Below are 23,999 nucleotides of genomic sequence, written 5' to 3'. Positions count from 1 at the left end.
AATACAATATCGGTTTTAATAATGCAACTGCTTAGCCACAATTATTTACGATATTTTTTACAGATAAATCTAATCTTCTATATCGCCAATTTGGAAGTGAATTTCTTCTATTTTTGAAGAGCTAACTTTAAGAATTTTAATCACAAAATTTTCAATTCTTATTTCTTCATTTAACTCCGGAATGTTTTCTGTATGTTCTATAATAAAACCGCCTAAAGTTTCGTAAGCTTCTTCTTTTGGGATGTTTAACCCATATTCCTCATTCAAATAATCGATTTCTAATCTTGCCGAAAAACGAAATTGAGTTTCGTTTATTTGCTCTTCGAGCAATTCTTGAGAATCGTGTTCGTCTTCTATTTCTCCAAACAATTCTTCTACAATATCTTCAACGGTTATCATTCCAGATGTTCCGCCATATTCATCTAAAACAATAGCAATGCTTTTTCTTTTTTTAATTAAGTTGTTTAAAACATCGTGAATAATCATCGATTCTGGAACAATTTCTATCGGCAAAATAACAGAACGAATGGTTTTTGGTTTTTTAAACAATTCAAAAGCATTTACATATCCAACAATATCGTCTAGTGAATTTTTATAAATCAAAATTTTCGAAAAACCTGTTGCTACAAATATCTTTCTTAGATTAGGAATGGTCTCATGAAATTCAACCGCAATCATTTCTGTTCTTGGCACCATAATTTCTCTTGCTTTTACTTTATGAAAATCTAAAGCATTTTGAAAAATCTGAATTTCAGAATCAAAAACATCATGAGCATTGCTTGTCTCTATTTGTTCATTTATATAATTACCCAATTCTTCTCTACTAAATTCTGTTTGTTCTTCGTCTTTATTCGTTCTAAAAAACACCCGCAAAAAGAAATCAGATATAAAGGTGATAAATGAGGAGAAAAAATGAAAAATAACGTAGAAAAAATAAGTTGGAACTGCAAAGTATTTTAATGCTTCGTTTGCATAAATTCTAAAAATTGCTTTTGGTAAAAACTCAGCAGTTATTAAAATTAATAAAGTAGAAATAATGGTTTGAATTAACAGAATAGAAAATTCATTAAGCATATCAGCAGGTAAAAAACCCACTAAAAAATCGCCCATATAAATACTGTAAATCACTAAAGAAATATTATTACCAACCAACATGGTGGTAATAAATTTTGACGACTTATTTGTTAATTTTGCAAGTATCTTAGAAATAAAATTATCTTTCTTTTTTTCTAATTCTATATGTAATTTATTGGCAGAAACAAAAGCAATTTCCATGCCCGAGAAAAATGCTGAAAGTAAGATTGTAATAACAATTATTACTATTTGTGTTTCCATCTAAAGATTTACTGGTTGTTTTTAGATTGTACTTTTTTTCTAAAATATCTTTTAAAGAAAAACACTAAGGTAATAAAAACTGCAAAACCTAGCATCAAATAAAATTTTTCTCTGTCGTCATTCCAACCTAACACTGCTTCTACCAAAAAGATAATTGCAATAATTAAATACCCGTATTGTAAATATTTCCAAAGTGTATTCATCTCTTAGTTCTCTTTTGTAATTAGTTCTCCAGATAGTTTTTTTGCTAAAAATTTCGTTAAATCTTTTTTAGATTCAAATCCAATTCCTTTAATGTCGTTGTCTGGAGAAATTAGTCTAAATTTCTTTTCAGAAAAAAAGTAATCTGTATTTTGATCCCAAAATAACTGATCTGTATATAATTTTGATTGATCTGTATGATTTGTAATTACAACATTCCCTCTTAATTCTGTAATTAATGTTTTAGAATATGAGATTGCATAATCTGCAAGTATTGTAATCGAATCTTTCCCATTGTTTTCAAATGTTATCAATTTTAATCCTTTAGGAAACTCATTATATGGATGATTTTCTCTATTGCTAAAATCTTTTAATAAAAGAGCAAACAACTTCGATGTTGTTCGTCCAGAATCTCTGTACACATGTGCAAAATCTTTTGCAACACCAACAGGTAAATTTTTAGCGGTAAAAAACGTTCTTACTTCGTTTGAATTATTAGTACAAGAAAAAAACATTGCCACTATACTAATAGCAACAATGTTTTTAAATATTTTCTTTGAACTAAAATTCATTCTTATTTTTGAGGAATCTTTACCGTTTCTCCAATCCAACATTTAATAGCATAAGGAGTTCCTGGTTTTATACCTTCAGTAAAAATTAATTTCTTAGATGGTTCTTGAGAAAGATAATTCTTAATATACTTAGATGCTTTAGACGCAATACTAGGGTCTACCGCCACAGCTCTTCTTGCTTTATTCAAAGCTGCTGTGTACACCATTCTTTTATCAAACTCTTTTACACCACATTCGTCTACACTAGTAGCATACAAACCTGCAATTAACAAGTATGCTTTCCCCATACTTGGTTTATTTTTTAGAGCTTGATATGCATATCTTCTTGCCTCGCTTTTTCTACCTTTTTTAGCAAATAACTGAGCTATTTTATATAAGTTTTCTGCTTTGTTAAAAGGATCTGTTTCTTGGTCTACAGCTTTCTTATAGTATTCCATTGCTTCAGTTTCTTTTCCTTTTTTATATAAAATTCCAGCAAAATACACCAATGTTTTAGGCGAAGGATCTGCCGCTACCCAAGCTTCTACTAATTTTTCATATAATGGCTCATCTGTACACTCTTTTGTATACATTCTGCTTACTGCTCTATTTAACCATTTAATGTTTGTTTTATTCGCCTCAAATTCACCAGTATATAATGGAATTAACCTTTCACAAGTAGATATTTCTTTTATAATTTGATCTAATCCGTCTCCTACTTGACCTAGTGCTTTTGAATTAATAGAGTACGCTCTTAATAAAGCTTGCTCTCTTCTTTCTAAGTTTTCTCCTTTTTCCTCTTTCTCTTTTAATGGTGCTAGTTTTTTAGCATAATAATCTAACTTTTCTCCAACAGATTCTATAACATCATCATAAGTGTTAAACACCTTTTGTGGATTTGTATCTTTATTTCTATCTGTTACCCCTTGAAAATATTTGTAAATATTTCTAACCCCCATACGTGTAGGGTCTAAAGAATATGCTTTTTCTAATAAAGAAAAAATTTCTTCGTCTGAACCTACATTTTCATTTGCTAAAAACGTTGCATAATCACTATGCACTTTAGCTAAATCTTGCGGAAAATATTGTAATCTTTGCTCGTAAATCTTTTTTGTTAACGCAACAAACTCCCCTTTATTTACACCGGTTTTTAATTGGTCTTTAGCTAACCTATCACCTAACTTATAAATGTTAACTGATAATTTAGGGCAATCTTTCATTAATTGTTTTAATCTAGGTAATGCAGAGTCATATCTCTTCGTTTGAACATCCCCCTTAAACAAACTATAAGTATTGGTGCATTCTTGTGATACCTGAGATAAAACATTCGTGTTTAATAACAATGCCATTGCTGCAAATATGAAAGTAATTTTTTTCATCATCTATCTGTTTTTAATTAGTCAATTTTCTTTTGTATAAACCAAGCTTGTTGTCCAAAAGCACTTAAAGATAAGCTTAATTTAAAGTTAAAATAGTTTTCTTGAATTAAGTTGTTTATTGTTGATCCTTTTATTCCATACTCAAATCCTAAATTAAGATTTGATAAACTCTTTAATGGTAAACCTAGACCAAAAGATATGCCAAAATCTTTAATTTTTGTAAAATTCCCTGGAGTACTTGTCCCATTCACCAACAAACCTGTGTTTTCAAATCGAACCCCTGCTCTATAAGTTACTCTATTCCAGTAACTTGAAATAGAATTGTCTTTAGGCAAATAAAAACCCCCTATAGAAACCCTACTAGAATTATTGTATTTATAGGATGAATTTGTTAAGATTGACCCTTGCAAACCTAAAGCATCTTGAAATTCATATTCTATTCCTGCAAACCATTTATTTTCTTTACCAAAACCAAAACCTAACCCTGTTTTCATAGGATTTACTATTTTACCATTAATAGCATTACTATATAAAGTATCTTTAGGTATTTCTACTGTTGATGATGCAATCTTTAATGAATATAAATTTTCTGAACCAGAGGTTTTTAAGGTGTTCTCTAATTTAAAAGATGCTCCAAAATTAAACAACAATTTGTTCTTTAATTCTTTTATATAATGCAATCCTAATTTAACTCCTGTACCTCTAATAGTTGTAATCTCATTATTTTTAGTACCCAATTGTGTACCTAATCTTTGTGACAATATGTTGTTTTCTGTTTTTCCAAAAATATATTCAGCTTCCAATCCAACTGAAAAGTTTTTTGTAATAGAAATTCCGTACGCGCCATAAATTTTATTAGTTCCACCAGAACCGTAAAATCTTGTAGCTTCAAAAGGATCTCCATTGATGTCATTAGCAACATTTAGCAATGAATATCCTACAGACGTATTTGTCTTCAATCCGAAAGAAGCTCCTGATTTTTTACCAATAGGAAAACCTATATTAATATAAGATAACGTAGTTGATGTTGATTTCTGTGAACCAGAAAAATCTTTTATTGTTAAATCATTCACATTTAACCCAACAGAGTAGGTTGCAAATCTTAAATTTGCATTTGCAGCAGGATTTAAAAAATTTAAATGATATACATCATTAAAAGCAATACCAATACCACCCATAGTTGCTTGTTCTACTGTCTGTGAACTGTATTGCTGACCAATGCCAAAAAAAGAATACGGAGAAGAATTAGTTCTCTGAGCTGTTGCTTTTATTGAAATAAATAATAAAAAAATATAGAAAATTTTCTTTAACATTCCTTGTTGTTATATATCAAAATTGTGTTTAAACCCTCCAAAACAAAATTTGGATTGGCAAATATGCCACTTTTTAATTGTTTAGCCAAGAAATATGTATCTCCACCTGTTAAAACTAGTGTTAAAAATGAATTTTCTCTTTCATATTGCTTAATTACGCCATTAATTTCATTTAAAACTCCATTATTAACTCCTGAATAAATATTCTCTTCTGTAGTTTTTCCTATAAAATTTATTGGAATATTTTTCTCTAATAGAGGTAATTTAGAAGTATACTTATTCAGTGCTTTATACCTCATTTCAATTCCTAATGAAATCGCTCCACCTAAATATTCTTTATGTTCATTTACAAAGTCATAGGTAATACAAGTTCCTGCATCAATAATTAACACATTCTTTTTATTAAATTTTTGCACAGCATTTGCAACCAAAGCAATTCTATCTACTCCTAACGTTTTTGGAGTTCTATATAAATTTTTAAAAGGCACTTTTGTTGCTGAATCAAGCACCAAAAAAGAAACCTTTTTATTTAATTGATCAAGTACATTTCTAGAAATATTCTTAACTGATGAGATAATTCCTTTATCAATAGTGTATTTATTGGTTAAAAAATCCACTTTTTCAAATAACTCGTCAGAATCAAAAATAACTACTTCTAACAGGATATCATTCTCAAAAACAGCAGCTTTGATTCTTGTATTACCAATATCAATAATTAAATTCATCCTATCATTTTAAATGGACTCCAAAAATACAACAGATTTTTTACAATTTTATTTGGTAGATTAAAAAAAGGAGTACTATATTTGCATCCGCTAAGGCAATGGTACCTTAGCTCAGTTGGTAGAGCAAAGGACTGAAAATCCTTGTGTCCCTGGTTCGATTCCTGGAGGTACCACAAAAAACCACTCTTTTTTAGAGTGGTTTTTTTGTTTTAAAGCAGTTTTACAATTTCTTTTAAAATCGGGTTTCTATTATCAATATTCCAAACCACAGACAGGGTGGTTTTTTGTTTTGTTTTTTTTAATTCGATAAATTTAATTTTTTGATTATTTTGAGTTACCAATGATTTAGGGACGATAGAAATCCCAAAATTATTTTCAACTAGCTTATAAATGGATCCAGCGTGAATTGTATTATGCGAAACGATCGGAGAAAATCCACTTTCATCAAACAACTGCATTACTTTTTCGTAATATGACGAACTGTATTTGGGATCAAAAAGAATAAATGATTCTTGTTTAAATTGCGTTAAACTTTTAAAATTATCAGCATTTACTAAGTGATTTTCTGGTAACACCAAACAAAATGATTCTTTTAAAACAGGTTTACTTATCAAACCTCTTGGTACTCGATCGAGCCTTACAAACCCTAAATCTAAATCATACGAAAGCAATTCTTCTATTTGTTTTTCATTGTCCATTTCTTTTAGACTAAACACAATATTCGGATAATCACTTTTAAAATTCATTAATAAATTCGGAATAATTTCTTGCATTGCAGATCCTACATATCCAAATTTCAAATCGCCGTTTTTGCCGTCATTCAACATTTTTGCGTGATTTAAAGTATGCTCCAAATTTTTTAAATTAATTGCCAATTCTTTCTTTAAATATTCTCCAGCTCTTGTCAATAAGACTTTTCTGTTATGTCGTTCAAACAACACAACACCCAAATCGTTTTCCATTTGCTTTATTTGTTTACTCAAACCTGGTTGCGATATAAACAGTCTTTCTGCTGCTTTTCTAAAATGCAAATCTTCTGCAACTGCTAAAAAATATTTGATGTGTCTAATTTCTATTTGATAACTCATAGTTATTATTTAGTAGATTAAATAATATTAGTAAGCATCAAAAATAAGGATAACTTTGTTAAAAACATTTTTGATACGATGAAATTTAAATACGGCATAGATCATTTAACGGTTGATAAAGTAATTGCTATTGCAAATGGTGATTTAAAAGCAGAAATCAACGAAATAGCAATCAAAAAAATCACTGAATGTAGACGAAAAGTTGAAACCATGGCAAATGGCGACAAAGCAGTTTACGGAATCAATACGGGCTTTGGACCTTTATGTGATGTACAAATAACTCCGCAAGAAACTAGCAAGCTTCAAGAAAATTTATTGATTACTCATGCAGTCGGAGTTGGAAACCCAATCGACAAAGAACTTTCAAAAATTATGATGATTTGTAAGGTTCATGCATTGTGTCAAGGTTTTTCTGGTGTTCGTTTAGAATTGATTGAACGAATTCTTTATTTTATTGAAAACGATTTATTACCGGTGGTTCCTGAGCAAGGTTCGGTTGGTGCTTCTGGAGATTTAGCGCCACTTTCACATTTGTTTCTTCCTTTATTAGGTGAAGGAGAATTCTGGATGGAAAATGAAATTGTCCATGCCAAATCAATTTTAGAAAAACACAACTTAAAACCTTTAGTGCTTCAAGCAAAAGAAGGTTTGGGATTGATAAACGGAACGCAATTTATTTTAGCACATGCTATCATCGGATTAAAAAAGATGGATTATTTACTTGATTTAGCGGATGTTTGTGGCGCCATGAGTATTGAAGGATATCAAGGAAGTGCTTCTCCGTTTAAATTAGAATTGCATGAAATTCGCCCTTTTAAAGGAAATCTAAAAGTTGCTGAACGTATGAGAATGTTATTTCACAATTCTCAAAACATCAATTCTCATCAAAGTTGCGAACGTGTTCAAGATCCATATTCGATGCGTTGTATTCCGCAAGTTCACGGAGCGTCAAGAAATGCTTATTATCACTTAGAAGAATTGGCAGAGATTGAAATGAATTCGGTAACTGACAACCCAATTGTATTAAGTGAAACCGAAGCAATTTCTGGAGGGAATTTCCACGGACAACCACTGGCAATGGCATTAGACTATTGTTCGATTGCCGCATCAGAATTAGGAAATATTTCTGACAGACGTTCGTATTTATTACTAGAAGGAAAATTTGGTTTACCGAGATTATTAACTGCTGCCGGCGGATTAAATTCAGGGTTTATGATTCCTCAATACACCACTGCTGCATTGGTAACAGAAAACAAATCCTTGTGCTTCCCTCCTTCTGCGGATAGCATTCCAACTTCTTTAGGACAAGAAGATCATGTTTCTATGGGAAGTATCTCTGGACGACAATTCAATCAAATTTTAGGAAATATTGATAAAATATTTGCCATAGAATTGATGTATGCTGCTCAAGCCATGGATTTTAGAAGACCAAATACATTTTCAGAAATCATTGAAGAGAACTTTAAAATCATCCGAAATAAAGTAGATAAATTAGAAGACGACAGAATTTTAAAAGACGACATCAACAACTTGATTCAGTTCGTTAAAAATCAATCTTTCATCGTAAAATAAAATATCATGACATTTAAAGAACAGATTTCACAAGGAATTCCATCTAAAATTCCAGTAAAAAAGGACTATCCAAAAAATGCCAACAGAGCTCCGAAAAGAAAAGATATTTTATCGATTGAGGAAAAACAATTAGCCATTAGAAACGCATTGCGTTATTTCTCAAAAGAGTGGCATCAAGAACTAGCAACTGAATTTGCTAATGAATTAAAAGAATACGGTAGAATTTACATGTATCGATTTAAGCCAGATTATGAAATTTACGCAAGACCCGTTTCAGAATATCCTGCAAAATCTTCTCAAGCAGCAGCCATTATGTTGATGATTCAAAATAATTTAAATCCTGCAGTTGCACAACATCCTGAGGAATTAATTACCTACGGAGGAAACGGTGCCGTTTTTCAAAACTGGGCGCAATACTTATTGGTGATGCACTATTTAGCAACCATGACAGATGAACAAACTTTGCATTTGTATTCTGGTCATCCGATGGGATTATTTCCTTCTTCTAAAAATGCTCCGAGAGTGATTGTGACCAACGGAATGATGATTCCGAATTACTCAAAACCTGATGATTGGGAAAAATTCAATGCCCTTGGCGTTACGCAATATGGACAAATGACAGCGGGTTCGTTTATGTATATTGGTCCGCAAGGAATTGTACACGGAACTACAATTACGGTGATGAACGCTTTTAGAAAAGTTTTAAAAAAAGGTGAAAACCCTGCTGGAAAAATATTTTTAACTGCTGGTTTAGGCGGAATGTCTGGCGCGCAACCAAAAGCAGGAAATATTGCTGGTTGTATTACGATTGCTGCAGAAGTAAATTCGAAAGCAGCAACAAAAAGACACGAACAAGGTTGGGTAGATGAGTTGATTGATACTATGGATGAATTAATCATTCGTGTAAAAAAAGCACAAGAAAAGAACGAAGTTGTTTCGATTGCTTTTATTGGGAATGTGGTTGAAATCTGGGAACGTTTTGATGAAGAAAATATTTTTATTCACTTAGGGTCTGATCAAACATCTTTGCATATTCCTTGGACTGGAGGTTATTATCCGATTGATATTTCATATGAAGAATCAAATCGATTGATTAGAGAAGAACCTGCAGTTTTTAAAGAAAAAGTACAAGAAACCTTACGAAGACACGCAACAGCAATCAATAAACATACTGCAAAAGGAACGTATTTCTTTGATTACGGAAATGCTTTTTTATTAGAATCTTCTAGAGCTGGCGCAGATGTGATGGCAGAAAATGGCATCGATTTTAAATATCCATCGTATGTGCAAGATATTTTAGGTCCGATGTGTTTTGACTACGGATTTGGACCTTTCCGTTGGGTTTGTGCTTCTGGAAAATCAGAAGATTTAGACGCTACAGATGAAATTGCAGCAACCGTTTTACAAGAAATTATGGAAAATTCTCCTGAAGAAATTCAGTTGCAAATGCAAGACAATATTACTTGGATACAAGATGCTAAAAAGAACAAAATGGTCGTTGGTTCTCAAGCACGAATTTTATATGCTGATGCAGAAGGACGTTCTAAAATTGCAGAAGCTTTTAATAACGCCATTGCAAAAGGAAAAATTGGTCCGGTTGTTTTGGGAAGAGACCATCATGATGTAAGCGGAACAGATTCGCCTTACAGAGAAACTTCAAATATCTACGACGGTAGTAAGTTTACAGCAGACATGGCAATTCACAATGTGATTGGTGATAGTTTTAGAGGCGCAACTTGGGTTTCTATTCACAATGGTGGCGGCGTTGGTTGGGGAGAAGTGATGAACGGCGGATTCGGAATGTTGTTAGACGGAACAAAAGAAGCAGAAGAACGTTTAAAAAGTATGCTTTTTTACGATGTAAATAACGGAATTGCACGTAGAAGTTGGGCAAGAAATAACGAAGCCATTTTTGCCATCAAAAGAGAAATGGAAAGGTCTCCAAATTTAAAAGTAACTTTACCAAACCTAGTGAATGACGAATTGTTAAATAATTTATTTTAATGGCAACTTTATTTAAAAATATCAAAGAATTAATTCAAGTTAGAACAGCACCTATTTCGTTTGTTTCTGGAAAAGAAATGAAGGTTTTACCAACGATTAAAAATGCTTTTTTAGTGGTAGAAAATGGTTTAATTTCCAATTTTGGAGACATGAAAGATTGTCCAACTACTAATTTCTCAGAAGTAATTGATGCTACTGGAAAAATGATTTTACCTTCTTGGTGTGATTCTCATACGCACATTGTGTATGCTGGAAACAGAGAAGGCGAATTTATAGATAGAATCAACGGATTATCGTATGAAGAAATTGCCAATAACGGCGGCGGAATTTTAAATTCAGCCAAGAAACTACAAGCAACTTCTGAAGAAGAATTATACCAACAAAGCAAAGTTCGTTTAGAAGAAGTGATGCAATTAGGAACCGGAGCAGTAGAAATAAAATCTGGATACGGATTGACAGAAGAAGCCGAGTTAAAAATGCTTCGAGTCATCAAACGATTAAAAGAAAATTATCCGATAGAAATCAAAGCAACATTCTTAGGTGCTCATGCCGTTCCTGCAGAATATAAAAAGGATAAAGCGGGTTATTTACAATTACTAATTAACGATATTTTACCAAAAGTAGCACACGGAAACTTAGCAGAATACATCGATATTTTTTGCGAAACTGGTTATTTTTCTGTCGCTGACACCGAACTGATTTTAGCCGCAGGAAAAAAACACGGATTGATTCCGAAAATTCATGTAAATCAATTTACTGCAATTGGCGGTGTGCAAGCTGGAATTAAATTCAATGCATTGTCTGTAGATCATTTAGAAGAAATGCGAACTGAAGATATCAAAGCGTTGAAAAATACCAAAACAATGCCTGTTGCATTACCAAGTTGTTCGTATTTTTTAAGCATTCCGTATACGCCAGCTCGCAAAATGATTGACGCCGGTTTGCCATTAGCTTTGGCAACCGATTATAACCCAGGTTCTACTCCATCAGGAAACATGAATTTTGTGGTTTCAACTGCGTGTATCAAAATGAAAATGACGCCAGAAGAAGCGATCAATGCAGCCACTATTAACGGTGCGTATGCAATGGGATTAGAAACCAAAGTTGGTTCTATCACCATAGGAAAAAAAGCGAATCTGATTCTTACAAAACCGATTAACTCTTACGGGTTTATACCATATTCATTCGGAATACATCAAATAGAAAAGGTATTTGTAAAAGGAAAAGAAATTTAAAGAACATATCAATTGAAAAAAAACATCTTTGAACGCTTACACATTGATTATCAACCTGGAGAAAAAAGATTTTGGACGGGAAGGAAATCAAATCCAGATATCGAAAATCAGTATTGGCATCAAGAAATTGAGCTACAAAACATCAACGCTTTACAAAGAAAAAACACAACAGACATTGCTATTTTAGGCTATGTTTGTGATGAAGGTGTTCGTAGAAATTCTGGAAGAATCGGAGCAGGAAAAGGTTCTGAAATAGTGAGAGATCGTTTGGCAAAGTTACCGATACATTTTGAAGAAAAAAGTGTTGCCGATTTTGGTGATATCATTTGTATTGACGAAGATATGGAAGCTTGTCAGCAAGGACTTTCTATTGGTATTTCTCACTTAATTTCAAAAAGTGTTTTTCCAATTGTTATAGGTGGCGGACATGATATGGCGTATGGTCATTTTATGGGAATTAGAGACGCCATAAAAAACACTTCTAAAAAGAAAATTGGAATTATTAATTTTGATGCACATTTTGATTTGCGTCCGGTTGATGAAAAACCAAATTCTGGAACTCCTTTTAATCAAATAATTTCTGAATTAAAAAAAGACGAAGAAACAATAGATTATTTTGCCATCGGAATTCAACGACAATCAAACACCAAAGAATTATTTAAAATTGCCCAAGAACAGCACGTTGATTTTGCGATTAATTATGAGTGTGAATCTTCATCAGAAGAAATAAAAATACTGCAAAACAAATTACTTCCATTTATCAAAAGAAATGATTATTTATACATAACTATTGATATGGACGGATTTTCATCTGCGTATGCGCCTGGCGTATCCGCTCCTTCTCCATTAGGTTTTACGCCGTATTTTGTCTTTAAAATGTTGCACTTTTTATTTGACACTAATAAAGTAATTTCTTGTGATATTGCAGAGCTCAACCCAAGTTTAGACCGAGATAATTTAACTGCAAATCTAGCAGCAAAAATCGTAGATTTTATCGTAATGAAACTCAACAAAAAAGACAACTTCTAAGTAAAAGCTGTCTTTTTTAAATTGTTTGAATTTTTAGATTATTCAAAATCTGTTTTTCACTAAATCATGTGAAGTGTATTTAGTTCTTGAGTTGTTAATTCTCTATAACGTCCTCTTGGTAAGTTTTTCTTTGTTAAACCTGCAAAAATTACACGATCTAACTTTACCACTTTATAACCAAAATGTTCAAAAATCTTACGAACAATTCTGTTACGTCCAGAGTGAATTTTAATTCCGACTTCTGTTTTAGATTCTCCTACAACATAATCAACTTCATCAATAAATACTTTTTTCCCTTCAATAATTACTTCTTCTCTAATTTTTTGAAGATGCTTCATTTCAAACTTTTTATCTAAAGAAGCGTGGTATAATTTCTGAACATTGTGCTTTGGATGTGTTAGTTTTTTTGCCAACTCTCCATCATTTGTAAACAATAACAAACCTGTAGTGTTTCTGTCTAAACGTCCAACTGGATACACGCGTTCTTTCGTTGCATTTTCTATTAAATCCATCACCGTTTTTCTACCACGCTCATCATCCATTGTAGTGATATAATTTTTCGGTTTGTTTAATAAAATGTATTTTTTTTCTTCTGGAGTAATTGACGATCCATCAAAACGAACTTCGCTTCCAGGTTTCACTTTAAACCCCATTTCTGTGATTACGACTCCATCTACAGTAACATTTCCAGAAGCAATCAACTTATCTGCTTCTCTTCTCGAAGAAACTCCTGAGTTAGAAATGTATTTGTTTAGTCGAATTCCGTCTTCCGGATTTGCTTTTGGAGCAGTTTTTATTTTTTTATACTCTTTTTTCTTCCCTTGAAAACCACTGTTGTTTCCTGATTGTCGTCCTCGCGACGAGTGTTTATCTGTACTCATTTTTTAATAAATTAATTTTCGGCAAAGATACTGCTAAATATTTGATTTAATTCAGTTTATCAATTACTCTTTCTATCACCAAAGAAGGGTCTATAAAGAGCAAACTCAAAATCCCTAAAAGCAACATTATCTTAAGAATATTATGGAGAAAAACGTAGTGTCTTTTCAGGTTCGATTTCCATAAAAAATAACCGATAAAAATCAATATAATTAAAGAAAAGAAGAAGTAATATTTCATATAACCGACTCCAGGGTAATTAAGCAAAATTGCAATTGGGAAAAATGTAAAAACAATAAATACGATTCCTAATTTTCTTGTATTTCGCTCTCCATATTTTACAGGAAAAGTGGTGTAATTATTCACGATGGCTCCTCTTAAGTTTTCCAAATCTTTTATCAATTGCCTTAACAACAACACAAAAAACAAGAACGAAGCGTGTACAAATATTATTTTAGAGAAATTCTTATAGTGCACAAAAATGGCGAAAAAAGGCAGAATTGTTAAAACTGCTGCAGAAACTAAGCCTATAAAAGGATGTTTTTTTAATTTATGAGAATACAACCAAATGGCAAAAATATACACCGCAAAAAACAAGGACGCTCTCCAAGAAATTAAAAATCCAAAAATAAAACCCAAAAAATTAAGTAAAAAATAAATCTGTAATTTTATTTTCTGACTCACTACATTATCTAGACTTGCTTTAATTGGTCTGTTGATAATATCTGCTTTTACATCGTAAAAATTATTGATAATATATCCTGAAGAAACTACACAAACAGACGCTAATACAATCAATAATAATTGATAATCTAATAAAACAAAGTGCAACGATTTTTTTGGAGAAAATATAAATATTGCAGCTAAATATTGCGCCAATATTAGCACTAAAATATTGTAACCTCTGATAACTGAAAGTAAACTTAATAGTTTGTATAAGAAGGATGTTGATTTAGAAGTGCTCACTGTTGAGTTGTTGTTTTTCTAAAATCTATAGACCAATTCTAATTTGTAATCTTGTAGTTTTAATTTTGCTTTTTCAAAGTCTTCAGTAAATCCTAAAATATAACCTCCACCTCCAGAACCACACAACTTTAAGTAATAATCGTTTGTAGTAATTCCTTGTTCCCAAACTTTATGAAAAGCAGCAGGAATCATTGGTTTAAAATTGGTTAAAACAACTTTAGATAATTTTTTTACATTTCCAAATAACGATTTTACATTTCCGTGTAAAAAATCATCAATACACGCATCTGTATGCAAAGCAAATTCTTCGTTTAACATTTTTCTAAAACCTTCGTTTTTCATCTTATTCATAAAGATGTTTACCATCGGTTCTGTTTCTCCAACAATTTCTGAATCTAATAAAAACACAGCACCTTTTCCTTCTTTCTGAGACGGGATTCCAGCTGGCTCAATACTGGTCTTAGAATTGATTAAAATCGGTAAACTCAAATAACTATTTAACGGATCTAAACCAGAACTTTTACCGTGAAAAAAAGATTCCATCACACTAAACGTTTCTTTTAGCGTTAACAATTTATCTCTTGTAAGATTCTCTAAAACGGTTATTTTATTATTTGCGTATTTATCGTAAATAGAAGCAACTAAAGCACCAGAACTTCCAACCCCATATCCTTGTGGGATTGAAGAATCGAAATACATTCCATTCTCTAAATCTGCTTTAAATTCAGCCAATCTAAAAGATAAATTAGCGTCTTTTAATGCTGATAAATAGTTGTAAAATCGATGTAAATTACCATTGGATTTTATTGCATCCTCAGAAAGATGTTGTGAAGATTTTAATGCACCTCTATACGTGTTGTATGGAATTGCAAGACCTTTTGAGTCTTTTATAATTCCGTATTCTCCAAAAAGTAAAATTTTAGCGTAAAATAAGGGTCCTTTCATTTTTATCTTTTAACAATAGCAAAAATACTACTTATTATTTTAATCTACAGTAGTTTAAACTACTTCTTGTTTAAGTTTTTGTAAAATATTTTCCACGTTCCGGCTTTCTCTCCTTTTTCATAATTTCCTTTTTCTTTGATTTTTCCATTTTTATAAAAGGTTTTCCAGCCCCCTTCTCTTAAATTATTTTCAAAAGCACCTGTAGAAAAAAGTTCACCTGTTTCGTAGTATTCGTAATATTTTCCTTCTTTCTTGTCGTTTAAATAATTTGTAATCGTTTTTAATTTACCCGATTCAAAATGCACTTTTCTAATTCCGTTTATTTTGCCTTCTTTGTAATTTATCTCTTGAAACAACACTCCATTTTCAAAATAATACTTTACTAAACCGTCAAATTTTTCGTTATTAGGATTATCGTTTAAGCTAAATCCTTCCATTTGTTTATTTCCATTGATGTAATAATCAACAATCCAAAATCCATTTTTGTGAACTTTTGGTATAGGTCTGTAATACGTTGCTTTTGCTTTTGTTGTTGAAGTCCAATTTGCATCGAAAAACATTTCTTCTTGAGCAGAAACCGACGCAGTTAAAAACCCAATAACAAACATACATAGTAAGGTTGAAGTTTTCATGATTAATGGTTTTTGTGTCTGTAATTTACAACTTTTTTTGCACCAAACCCCACAGTATCAAAAATATATTGCTTTTTTTGGCAATAATTAGCCAAAATTTCTTGTATGAAATGATTCACTTTTTCTTTTTCATTCTCTGGATACAACACATGCACATTTGCTCCAGCATCCAATGTAAAACAGATTTTACTTTTAGTTTCTTCTCTAAATTTCCAAATCTTATTAATGATTTCCAACGTATTTGGTTTCATTAAAATAAAATACGGATTGCTCGTTAACATCATTGCATGCAATGTCAATGCTTCACTTTCTACAATGTTTATAAATGCATCTACATCTCCATTTTGAAGTATTTCAGAAAGCTTTGTAAGATTTTCATTTGCTTGCGCAAAACGCTGTTCGGCATACGGATGCTTGTGCATTAAATTATGTCCAACCGTGCTAGAAACTTGCTTTTCTCCTTTATCAACCAATAAAATGGCATCTTGATAATTTTCAAAAACAACATGCACTTTATACGGAAATTGTACACCAAACAAATCTGAGCTTCCTTTAATTTCTGGATGATTTCCCCAAACAACTAACGGCCCTTCTATACTTCTACTTGCGCTTCCAGAACCCAATCGCGCTAAAAGAGACGCTTTTTGATTGATAAATGCTGATGATAAACTTGGATTTAATTCTTTTTCTAAATTTAACAAACACATTGCAATTGCCGATAATCCACTTGCAGAAGAAGCAATTCCGCTAGAGTGCGGAAAAGAATTTTCTGAATTTATAACCATATTGTATTCAAAAATATATGGACAGTATTCTTTTATTCTATCAAAAAATTGCGCAATTTTCGGCTTAAAAGATTCCTTTTTTATTCCTTCAAAAAACAACTCGAAAGTAATTTCTGATGCTGTATTTTTCTTTACAAAATCGATAGAAGTAATTGTATGACAATTCTGTAATGTAAAACTAATGGATGCGTTTTTTGGAATTTGTGGATCACTTTTTCCCCAATATTTTATCAAGGCGATATTGCTTGGAGTTTGCCATGTATATGTTGCTTTTTCTATCGAAAAGTTGAATGCTGAAGGTATGAATTGTGCTGTGTTCAAAGCGAAAATAATTTGCTGTAAATATACCTTTTTATTGTCATATATTTTCTAATTTTTTCAATACAGCATCTTTGTATTCCCTACTTACTGGGTTGTAGAAAGGAAAATAAACCATTCTTACTTAGTTCGTTGATAAAATACCTTTTTCATTCATTTGAAAAAGGTATTTTTGTAGATATGAATAGAAAACTAAAATTGATTTGGGATTTTAAAGGCGAAGATGGGTTGAAAACCGCAAAACATCATTGCATTCATTTAAAAGAATTTGCAGCTACAGAAAAGTTGCATTATTATGAAATCAATCACGAACATCTCAACGATTTTCACAGTACTGCTTTTGTAACTGTTGATGAAGTTGATATGAAAAAATACAGAGACGCTTTAATTCCGCATAGAGGAGAATTAGCATAAATAAAAAAACACCATGCAAAAAATAGTAAAAAAAGGAATTCTTTTAACGTTGCTCTTTATTTTTTCAGCAAACATCTTGGTTGCCCAAAAGAAGAAATCGTTTCAACAAATTTTTATTGTAAATGATGAAATTGTTTCAAGAGAAAAAATAAACGATTATATGAAAAACGGATTCATAAAAGGAATGAAAAATGGCATTTCTGAGGATGAATATATCCGTTTAAAAAAGAAACTTGGAAATACATTGGGCGAAAAAGAGTTTATTGCTGTCATCGATATTTTTTCTAAATCAGAAATGAGAAAGAAAAAAAGAGCAAAAAAAGTTGAAAAAGCTTATGTTAAAAAGTTTACCAAAGAATACATTTTAAACAGTAATGATACGGCAGCAAATTTTACTGTAGAAATGGTAAACGGAGAGCAAATTCAGTTATCCGATTTAAAAGGAAAAGTTGTTTTACTTAATTTTTGGGCAACTTGGTGCGCTCCGTGTATCAGAGAATTCCACGAAATGCCTTCTAAAATTTTGAAAAAATATAAAAATCAAGATTTTGTTTTTATTCCGATTGCAATTGGAGAAGACAAAGCACTGGTTTCAAAAAAAATGGACTATTTAAAAGAAAAAGGAATTGTTTTTAACGCAGGATTTGATCCAAACAGAAACGTTTGGAATAAATATGCAAAAGGTGCCATTCCTAAAAATTTTATCATTGATAAAAAAGGAATTATCCGATTTACCTCAACAGGAAATGGCGAAAAAAATGTAGATAATCTATCCAAAGAAATAAAAAAATTACTAAAAGAATAATCACTTAAAACCTAAAACTATGTTTTTAATAAATGCGTTAGCAAAACCAACAAAAAAATCTGAGCAATACGATGAAGTTATCGGCGCTTATGTAAGTTTATATATCGATTATAAAGATATTGAAGGTGCGTACAAACTGGCAAAATATTATATCAAAAGTGAAGGTTGGAAAGTAACCGAAATCGAAGAAGAATATTTTACACTAGACACTGTAAAAGATGTTGATGAAAATCAAGTTGAATTGTATGAAGAAGCGTTGGAATATGGATACTCAATTATTTTTAATTGTTTTGAGGAAGATGATGAAGCATAAAAAAGAACGCAAACATGTGTATTTAAGCGCAATTTTTTAGTTGCGCTTTTTTATTTAAAAACAAACTAACAAAACCTCTTAACCCTCAGCAATCGCTTTTGCAGCAATAAAACCACCAGTCCAAGCATTCTGAAAATTAAAACCACCAGTTACCGCATCAATATTTAAAATTTCGCCAACAAAAAATAAATTATTGTGTTTTCTACTTTCAAAACGTTTAAAATTAATTTCTTTTAAATCGATTCCGCCAGCAGTTACAAACTCTTCTTTAAAAGTACTTTTCCCGTTGGCATTAAACACTCCTTTTGTCAGTTGATTTGCTAATTTCTCTATGTGATGATTGCTTAAATCTGCCCATTTAAAAATTTCTGTAATATCAGAAGCAGCAACAAAACGTTCCCACAATCTTCTTGGAATTTCAGCAAACGGTGATTTTAAAAACACTTGTTTTTTTGGTTGTTTCTTTTTTAAATTCAACAACACGTTCACAATTTTATCGGTTGGTCTCGATAACCAATTTACTTCTACATTGTATTGATAGCCTTTTTCTGCTAAAATTCGCGCTCCAAAAGCAGATAATTTCAACACTGCTGGCCCGCTCATCCCCCAATGTGTAATTAATAAAGGACCTGTTGATTCTAATTTCGTCCCAACGATATTTACAGTTGCATTCGGAACAGAAATTCCTAACAAATCGATGATTCTTTTGTCTTTAATATTGAACGTAAACAAAGACGGAACTGGCTCAATGATTGAGTGATCTAAAGTGGTTACCAATTCCCAAATTTTATTGCTACTTCCTGCAGCAATTACTAATTTATCAGCAATAAAAATTTCGTTTTTTGTGTTGATAATCCATTCATCGTCTTTTTTAGAAACTGAATTTACACCATGATTTTTCAAGACTTTAATTCCGAGTGTATCAACTGCATTCTCAAAACAATCAATAATTGCTTGCGAAGTATTTGCTTCTGGAAACACTCTGTTATCTTCTTCAATTTTTAATGGAACTCCACGATCATCAAACCACTCAAAAGTATCGCCAGTCATAAACGTATGAAAAGGCCCGAGCAATTCTTTTTCTCCACGTGGATAAAATTTTACCAATTCTTTTGGTTCAAAACACGCGTGCGTAACATTGCAACGTCCGCCACCAGAAATTTTTACTTTTTGTAGCACATCATTCCCTTTTTCAAGAATAGTAATGTCTAAATCTGGATTTTGCTCTTTCGCATTTATCGCTGTAAAAAAACCTGCGGCTCCTCCGCCAATAATGATTATTTTGTTCATTCTCTATTTGAAAACCTCTCGACTGCGCTCGAGGAGACATTTAGTATATTAATTGTCAGGTCGAGCGCAGTCGAGACCTATTTTGTTTTATTACAAAACCATTTTTGAATATGGAAGGATTGTTTCAAATCCTTTTTGTTTAAAATAGTTTGGTGTGTCTTCGTTTCCTGTAACTAATACAAAATCTCCACCCCAAGCTCCTAAGCTTTTTATCGCGCCAAAGTAATCAGAAAACAATTCCTTTTTAACTGGATTTAATTTTACTATTGAAGAAATAATGTTTTCATGCTCTTCAATTATTTTTTCTAAATCTAATGCTGAAGTTGCTTTTACAAATTCATTTGATAGGTTAGAAATTTTCTTAATGTCATCTTGAGCCTGCTTGACCGACAGACAGGCGGAGTCGAAAGATTTTTTTGATTGATAGGCAACATATCTTTGAATTCCGTCTCTGCTGTTTTGTTTTTTATTTAGATGTACAAAAAACAATTCGTCTTTAAAATTTGGATTGAAATCCACTTGCTTTACACTAGGTTCTTTATTTTCTAATTGATACAATATTGGTGAATTATGTTGTGCACAAGCAATATCAAAACCGCTTCCAGAAAAAGCATTCCACAATAATTTATAAGCATCTATATTTGCCCAGTTTGCAATATTATTGATTAATGTTGATGAGCTTCCCAATCCCCAATTTCTTGGAAAAGTAAGGTTTGTTTTTACGAGTAGGCCTTTATCGGTTTGCAAAAAATCTGGATTTAATTCTCTTGCTTCGCTTAAAATTTTCTGCAAAGTTTCTGCAATAAACTCCGCATTTCCTTCTTTATCAGAATTAAAGGTTGCGTTTTTTAAACGGAGTTTTGGCACATCAAAAATTGCTTCAAACCAACATGCTCCTGTATTCGTAAAACTTCCCCAAATTAATTCTGGTTCTTCGATTGCTTCTACAACTAAGTCTTGTCCAAATTTTGTAGGCACAGCTAACGATGTCGCTCCGTCAAGCACAACATATTCTCCTGTTAATAATAATTTTCCGTTGCTGTAATGTTTTTCCAAATTAATGTCTGGTCGAGCGGAGTCGATACCTGTTTTTAATATTATTAAATTATGACCTCTCGACTCCGCTCGAGGTGACACAATACTACTTTCTCAAAGCATTAAATTGTTCAACAACTGCACTATACGTAACCGTTTTATCTTTAAAAGAAGCAACAACTATTTCTTTTTCTTCATTTGTTGCATTCAACTGATTTAAAATATTCATCAAATGCATTTTCATATGTCCTTGCTGAATTCCGCTTGTTGTCAATGCTTTTAACGCAGCAAAGTTTTGTGCCAATCCAGCCGTTGCAATAATTTGCATCAATTGTCTTGCTGATGGTTTTTGCAACATATCCAACGATAATTTTGCCATTGGATGCAACGCTGTTAATCCGCCAACGGTTCCTAATGCCAACGGAATTTCTATCCAAAACCTAAAAACATCATTTTCAATTTCACAATGCGTTAAACTTTTATAGTTTCCTGATTTTGCCGCATACGCATGCGCACCAGCTTCAATTGCTCTAAAATCATTTCCGGTTGCCAACACAACAGCATCAATTCCGTTCATAATTCCTTTGTTGTGCGTTACCGCTCTGTAAGGTTCTATTTCTGCAATCTGAACTGCTTGTTTAAATTTTTGTGCAAATTCTCTTGGATTTTCTCCGCCCAATTTATCAATCTTACAAGAAACTTCTGCTCTTACCAAACATTCTGGGACATAGTTTGATAAAATACTCATCACAATTTCAATATCATCTTTACGAAACGCTTTTGCAATGGCTTCTAAGCACGAATTGATAAAGTTTGCCCCCATAGAATCTTTGGTTTCAAACGTTGCATGTAATTGATAGTAATTGGCCAATTTATCAGTTTTATCAACCAATTCAATATCTAAAATTCCGCCACCGCGTTTTTCCATATTTTTGGTGATGGAAGCCGTAGCTTTTTGTAAATTCTCTTTTTGTTGATGGAAATATGATATTAAATCTGCTTTATTTCCTTCAAACATAAAATGCACTTGTCCTATTTTTGTGGTTGAAATTACTTCCGCTTTAAATCCGCCACGTTTACTCCAAAATTTTGCCACTTTCGACGCTGCTGCAACCACAGAACTCTCTTCAACAACCATCGGAATTACATAATGATTTCCGTTAATTACAAAGTTTGGTGCAACACCATAAGGCAAATAAAAATTGGATACTGTATTCTCTATAAAATCGTCGTGTAATTGTTGCAGTTTTTCATCTGCATTCCAATATTGTTGTAGCGTTTGTATAATTTCTGGCTGAGGACTAAAATAATTTTTAGACAACCAGTTTATCTTCTCTTGTTTTGTGAGTTTAGAAAATCCTGAAATAATTTTAGACATTGAATCCATCTTTTTAAGAGTCACAAAGATAAATGAATGGAATGAAAATCGGCGTACTAATCAATATTTCTAATTTTTTTGACATAGTTTTTGCCGATTTTTCCGTAAACTTGGCAATCTTTTAGTAAAAACTATTATTTCAGAATAGAAATAAAAACTATAAAACACGAATAAACTACACTAAAATTATGGCAGATTCAGTAGCAATACAACAAGACGAACCACAATTGTTCGGACATCCAAAGGGATTATTTTATTTATTTTTTGCAGAATTATGGGAGCGATTTAGTTTCTATGGAATGAGAGCGTTATTAACGCTTTATATGGTTGAGGAAATATTTAAATCTTTATCTAATAGAGATTATGCTACTGCAGCTGTTTATGCTTCTTATGGCTCGTTGGTGTATGCATCAACCGTTATTGGTGGGCAGATTTCTGATAAAATTTTAGGAATGCGTTCTTCCATTTTTTTAGGCGGAATTTTAATGGCTTTAGGACATTTTGTTTTGGCTGTACAAAATGATATCGCCTTTTTCTTAGCTTTAGCATTAATCATTGTTGGTAATGGTTTTTTTAAACCCAATATTTCAACATTTGTTGGAGCTTTATATAAAGAAGGTGATGTAAGAAAAGATTCTGGATTTACCATTTTTTATATGGGAATTAATATTGGCGGCTGGGTTGCACCATTATTGTGTGGTTGGTTAGCTGTAAAATATGGGTATCATTATGGTTTTGGTTTAGCAGGAGTAGGAATGTTAACGGGATTAATTTTCTTTTGGAGCGGAATTAAGAAAAATGTTTTTGGTGATAAAGGATTACCACCAAACCAAGAAATTTACGAAAAGAAAATTATAGGAATTCCTCAAAAGAAACTAATTCCTATAATTTCGGTATTATGTGTACCCGTTATTGCATATATATTAGCTTCTTACAAAGCAATCGCAGGCGGAGAATCGTTTTTAGGTGACGAAACAATTGTTGGTTTAATTTTTAAACTAATAGGTGTTGGAGTTGTATTGTACTTAGGTAATATTATGATGAAAGCTTCATTAGAAGAACGTAAAAAATTATTCATGGCAGTGTTAATTACTTTTTTTATGACAATGTTCTGGGGATTCCATGAATTGTCTGGATCTGTAATTACACTATTTGCTTCTAGAAATGTTTCTTTAGAAGGAATTATGACTGCCGCTCAAACAAATTCATTGAACTCAATGTTTATCATCATCTTAGCAATTCCTATTTCTTTATTATGGGCATACTTAACTAAAAAGAACTTAAACCCAAGAACTCCGTACAAATTTGGTCTAGGTTTAGTTTTAGCAGGTATAAGTTTCTATATTTTATCGTTGAGTAAAGGAAGTGCCGATGAAAACGGAATGGTTCCTTTTGCGTATTTATTTATCATGTACTTTATTATTTCTATTGGAGAATTATTTATGTCTCCTGTTGGATTGTCAAAAATTACTGATTTATCCCCAAAGAAAATCGTGGCTTTTATGATGGGAATTTGGTTCTTATCTTCTGCTTATGCATTTCAAATAGTTGGATTTATTGGTAAGCAACTTGCAATAGAAAGTACAGACGCACATGTTGGTGGATTAGATACGCTAGAAGTTTACACAGATGGGTTTGCATTAATTGCAACTTATGCAATCGGAGCTGGATTAGTTGTATTAGTCTTCTCTCCTTTGATGAAAAAATTAATGGGCAACATCCATTAATAAAAATATTCACAATATTTTATAAAAAGCACCATTTATTGGTGCTTTTTTATTCTGTAAATTTGTGAATTAAATTTCGA

At 31.9% G+C, this 23,999-nt stretch carries 23 protein-coding genes and 1 tRNA gene; 9 read left to right on the top strand and 15 right to left on the bottom strand.

Features of this window, described 5'->3' with window-relative positions; genetic code table 11:
- Nucleotides 1–69: 69 nt before the first annotated feature.
- Genes KCTC32516_RS06830 through KCTC32516_RS06805 form a run of 6 tightly spaced genes read right to left on the bottom strand, consistent with a single transcriptional unit; the run spans nt 70 to nt 5,504 of the window.
- Complete coding sequence (locus tag KCTC32516_RS06830; protein ID WP_301399670.1) at nt 70–1,335, bottom strand: hemolysin family protein; 1,266 nt, start codon at nt 1,333–1,335, stop codon at nt 70–72.
- A gap of 8 nt (nt 1,336–1,343) precedes the next feature.
- Nucleotides 1,344–1,538, bottom strand: a complete 195-nt coding sequence (locus KCTC32516_RS06825) for a hypothetical protein (RefSeq protein ID WP_301399669.1) — start codon at nt 1,536–1,538, stop codon at nt 1,344–1,346.
- A gap of 3 nt (nt 1,539–1,541) precedes the next feature.
- Complete coding sequence (lptC, locus tag KCTC32516_RS06820) at nt 1,542–2,108, bottom strand: LPS export ABC transporter periplasmic protein LptC (RefSeq protein ID WP_301399668.1); 567 nt, start codon at nt 2,106–2,108, stop codon at nt 1,542–1,544.
- A 2-nt stretch (nt 2,109–2,110) separates the two neighbouring features.
- Nucleotides 2,111–3,469 (bottom strand): hypothetical protein, encoded by a 1,359-nt coding sequence (locus KCTC32516_RS06815; protein WP_301399667.1) that lies wholly within the window; start codon nt 3,467–3,469, stop codon nt 2,111–2,113.
- A 14-nt stretch (nt 3,470–3,483) separates the two neighbouring features.
- The gene (gene bamG / locus KCTC32516_RS06810) at nt 3,484–4,779 is read right to left on the bottom strand and encodes a BamG family beta-barrel-assembly machinery protein (protein WP_301399666.1); all 1,296 of its coding nucleotides are present in this window, start codon (nt 4,777–4,779) and stop codon (nt 3,484–3,486) included.
- Complete coding sequence (locus KCTC32516_RS06805; RefSeq protein ID WP_301399665.1) at nt 4,773–5,504, bottom strand: type III pantothenate kinase; 732 nt, start codon at nt 5,502–5,504, stop codon at nt 4,773–4,775. The genes bamG and KCTC32516_RS06805 overlap by 7 nt, the downstream gene beginning before the upstream one ends.
- Nucleotides 5,505–5,604: 100 nt before the next feature.
- On the opposite strand from KCTC32516_RS06805, the gene KCTC32516_RS06800 reads away from it, so the two are divergent.
- Nucleotides 5,605–5,677: transfer RNA gene (locus KCTC32516_RS06800), tRNA-Phe, on the top strand.
- Nucleotides 5,678–5,713: 36 nt separating this feature from the next.
- Here KCTC32516_RS06800 and KCTC32516_RS06795 read toward each other — a convergent pair.
- Nucleotides 5,714–6,592 carry a LysR family transcriptional regulator gene (locus KCTC32516_RS06795; protein ID WP_301399664.1) on the bottom strand — a complete coding sequence of 293 codons (879 nt, stop codon included), beginning with the start codon at nt 6,590–6,592 and terminating at the stop codon, nt 5,714–5,716.
- Between the two features lie 78 nt (nt 6,593–6,670).
- Here KCTC32516_RS06795 and hutH point away from each other — a divergent pair, with 78 nt between their 5' ends.
- Genes hutH through hutG form a run of 4 tightly spaced genes read left to right on the top strand, consistent with a single transcriptional unit; the run spans nt 6,671 to nt 12,432 of the window.
- On the top strand, nt 6,671–8,164 hold the full coding sequence (gene hutH, locus KCTC32516_RS06790; RefSeq protein WP_301399663.1) for a histidine ammonia-lyase: 1,494 nt from the start codon (nt 6,671–6,673) through the stop codon (nt 8,162–8,164).
- 6 nt (nt 8,165–8,170) lie between these two features.
- Complete coding sequence (gene hutU / locus KCTC32516_RS06785) at nt 8,171–10,168, top strand: urocanate hydratase (RefSeq protein ID WP_301399662.1); 1,998 nt, start codon at nt 8,171–8,173, stop codon at nt 10,166–10,168.
- Nucleotides 10,168–11,403: an imidazolonepropionase gene (hutI, locus tag KCTC32516_RS06780; RefSeq protein WP_301399661.1), complete on the top strand. Its 1,236-nt coding sequence runs from the start codon at nt 10,168–10,170 to the stop codon at nt 11,401–11,403. Before hutU ends, hutI begins: the two co-directional genes overlap by 1 nt.
- A 12-nt stretch (nt 11,404–11,415) precedes the next feature.
- Nucleotides 11,416–12,432 carry a formimidoylglutamase gene (gene hutG, locus KCTC32516_RS06775; protein ID WP_301399660.1) on the top strand — a complete coding sequence of 339 codons (1,017 nt, stop codon included), beginning with the start codon at nt 11,416–11,418 and terminating at the stop codon, nt 12,430–12,432.
- 59 nt (nt 12,433–12,491) lie between these two features.
- Here hutG and KCTC32516_RS06770 read toward each other — a convergent pair whose 3' ends face one another.
- Genes KCTC32516_RS06770 through KCTC32516_RS06750 form a run of 5 tightly spaced genes read right to left on the bottom strand, consistent with a single transcriptional unit; the run spans nt 12,492 to nt 16,960 of the window.
- Nucleotides 12,492–13,313 (bottom strand): pseudouridine synthase, encoded by an 822-nt coding sequence (locus KCTC32516_RS06770; RefSeq protein ID WP_301399659.1) that lies wholly within the window; start codon nt 13,311–13,313, stop codon nt 12,492–12,494.
- A gap of 46 nt (nt 13,314–13,359) precedes the next feature.
- Complete coding sequence (locus KCTC32516_RS06765) at nt 13,360–14,277, bottom strand: geranylgeranylglycerol-phosphate geranylgeranyltransferase (protein WP_301399658.1); 918 nt, start codon at nt 14,275–14,277, stop codon at nt 13,360–13,362.
- 18 nt (nt 14,278–14,295) lie between these two features.
- Entirely contained in the window at nt 14,296–15,222 is a 927-nt protein-coding gene (locus tag KCTC32516_RS06760) for a mevalonate kinase family protein (RefSeq protein ID WP_301399657.1), read from the bottom strand.
- Nucleotides 15,223–15,281: 59 nt separating this feature from the next.
- Entirely contained in the window at nt 15,282–15,854 is a 573-nt protein-coding gene (locus KCTC32516_RS06755) for a toxin-antitoxin system YwqK family antitoxin (RefSeq protein WP_301399656.1), read from the bottom strand.
- Nucleotides 15,855–15,856: 2 nt separating this feature from the next.
- Nucleotides 15,857–16,960: a diphosphomevalonate decarboxylase gene (locus KCTC32516_RS06750; RefSeq protein WP_301399655.1), complete on the bottom strand. Its 1,104-nt coding sequence runs from the start codon at nt 16,958–16,960 to the stop codon at nt 15,857–15,859.
- A 177-nt stretch (nt 16,961–17,137) separates the two neighbouring features.
- On the opposite strand from KCTC32516_RS06750, the gene KCTC32516_RS06745 reads away from it, so the two are divergent.
- The 3 genes from KCTC32516_RS06745 to KCTC32516_RS06735 are packed head-to-tail and all read left to right on the top strand — an operon-like array spanning nt 17,138 to nt 18,489.
- Nucleotides 17,138–17,371 carry a hypothetical protein gene (locus KCTC32516_RS06745; protein WP_301399654.1) on the top strand — a complete coding sequence of 78 codons (234 nt, stop codon included), beginning with the start codon at nt 17,138–17,140 and terminating at the stop codon, nt 17,369–17,371.
- A gap of 13 nt (nt 17,372–17,384) precedes the next feature.
- Nucleotides 17,385–18,176, top strand: a complete 792-nt coding sequence (locus KCTC32516_RS06740; RefSeq protein ID WP_301399653.1) for a TlpA disulfide reductase family protein — start codon at nt 17,385–17,387, stop codon at nt 18,174–18,176.
- Between the two features lie 19 nt (nt 18,177–18,195).
- Complete coding sequence (locus KCTC32516_RS06735; RefSeq protein ID WP_301399651.1) at nt 18,196–18,489, top strand: hypothetical protein; 294 nt, start codon at nt 18,196–18,198, stop codon at nt 18,487–18,489.
- A 78-nt stretch (nt 18,490–18,567) separates the two neighbouring features.
- On the opposite strand, the gene KCTC32516_RS06730 is transcribed toward KCTC32516_RS06735, so the two are convergent.
- From KCTC32516_RS06730 to KCTC32516_RS06720, 3 genes are all read right to left on the bottom strand, one after another.
- Complete coding sequence (locus KCTC32516_RS06730; RefSeq protein WP_301399650.1) at nt 18,568–19,779, bottom strand: BaiN/RdsA family NAD(P)/FAD-dependent oxidoreductase; 1,212 nt, start codon at nt 19,777–19,779, stop codon at nt 18,568–18,570.
- A 90-nt stretch (nt 19,780–19,869) separates the two neighbouring features.
- Entirely contained in the window at nt 19,870–20,835 is a 966-nt protein-coding gene (locus KCTC32516_RS06725; protein ID WP_301402740.1) for a GYDIA family GHMP kinase, read from the bottom strand.
- Nucleotides 20,836–20,920: 85 nt separating this feature from the next.
- Nucleotides 20,921–22,192, bottom strand: a complete 1,272-nt coding sequence (locus KCTC32516_RS06720; protein ID WP_301399649.1) for a hydroxymethylglutaryl-CoA reductase, degradative — start codon at nt 22,190–22,192, stop codon at nt 20,921–20,923.
- Nucleotides 22,193–22,380: 188 nt separating this feature from the next.
- Between KCTC32516_RS06720 and KCTC32516_RS06715 the strand changes: the two genes are divergently transcribed.
- Complete coding sequence (locus tag KCTC32516_RS06715) at nt 22,381–23,919, top strand: peptide MFS transporter (RefSeq protein WP_301399648.1); 1,539 nt, start codon at nt 22,381–22,383, stop codon at nt 23,917–23,919.
- The last annotated feature ends 80 nt before the right edge of the window (nt 23,920–23,999 follow it).

The organism is Polaribacter huanghezhanensis, assembly GCF_030444335.1.
GTDB classification, from domain to species: Bacteria; Bacteroidota; Bacteroidia; order Flavobacteriales; family Flavobacteriaceae; genus Polaribacter; species Polaribacter huanghezhanensis.
Note: the sequence above shows the minus strand (reverse complement) of the source record. Positions and strands in the feature narration are given on the sequence as shown.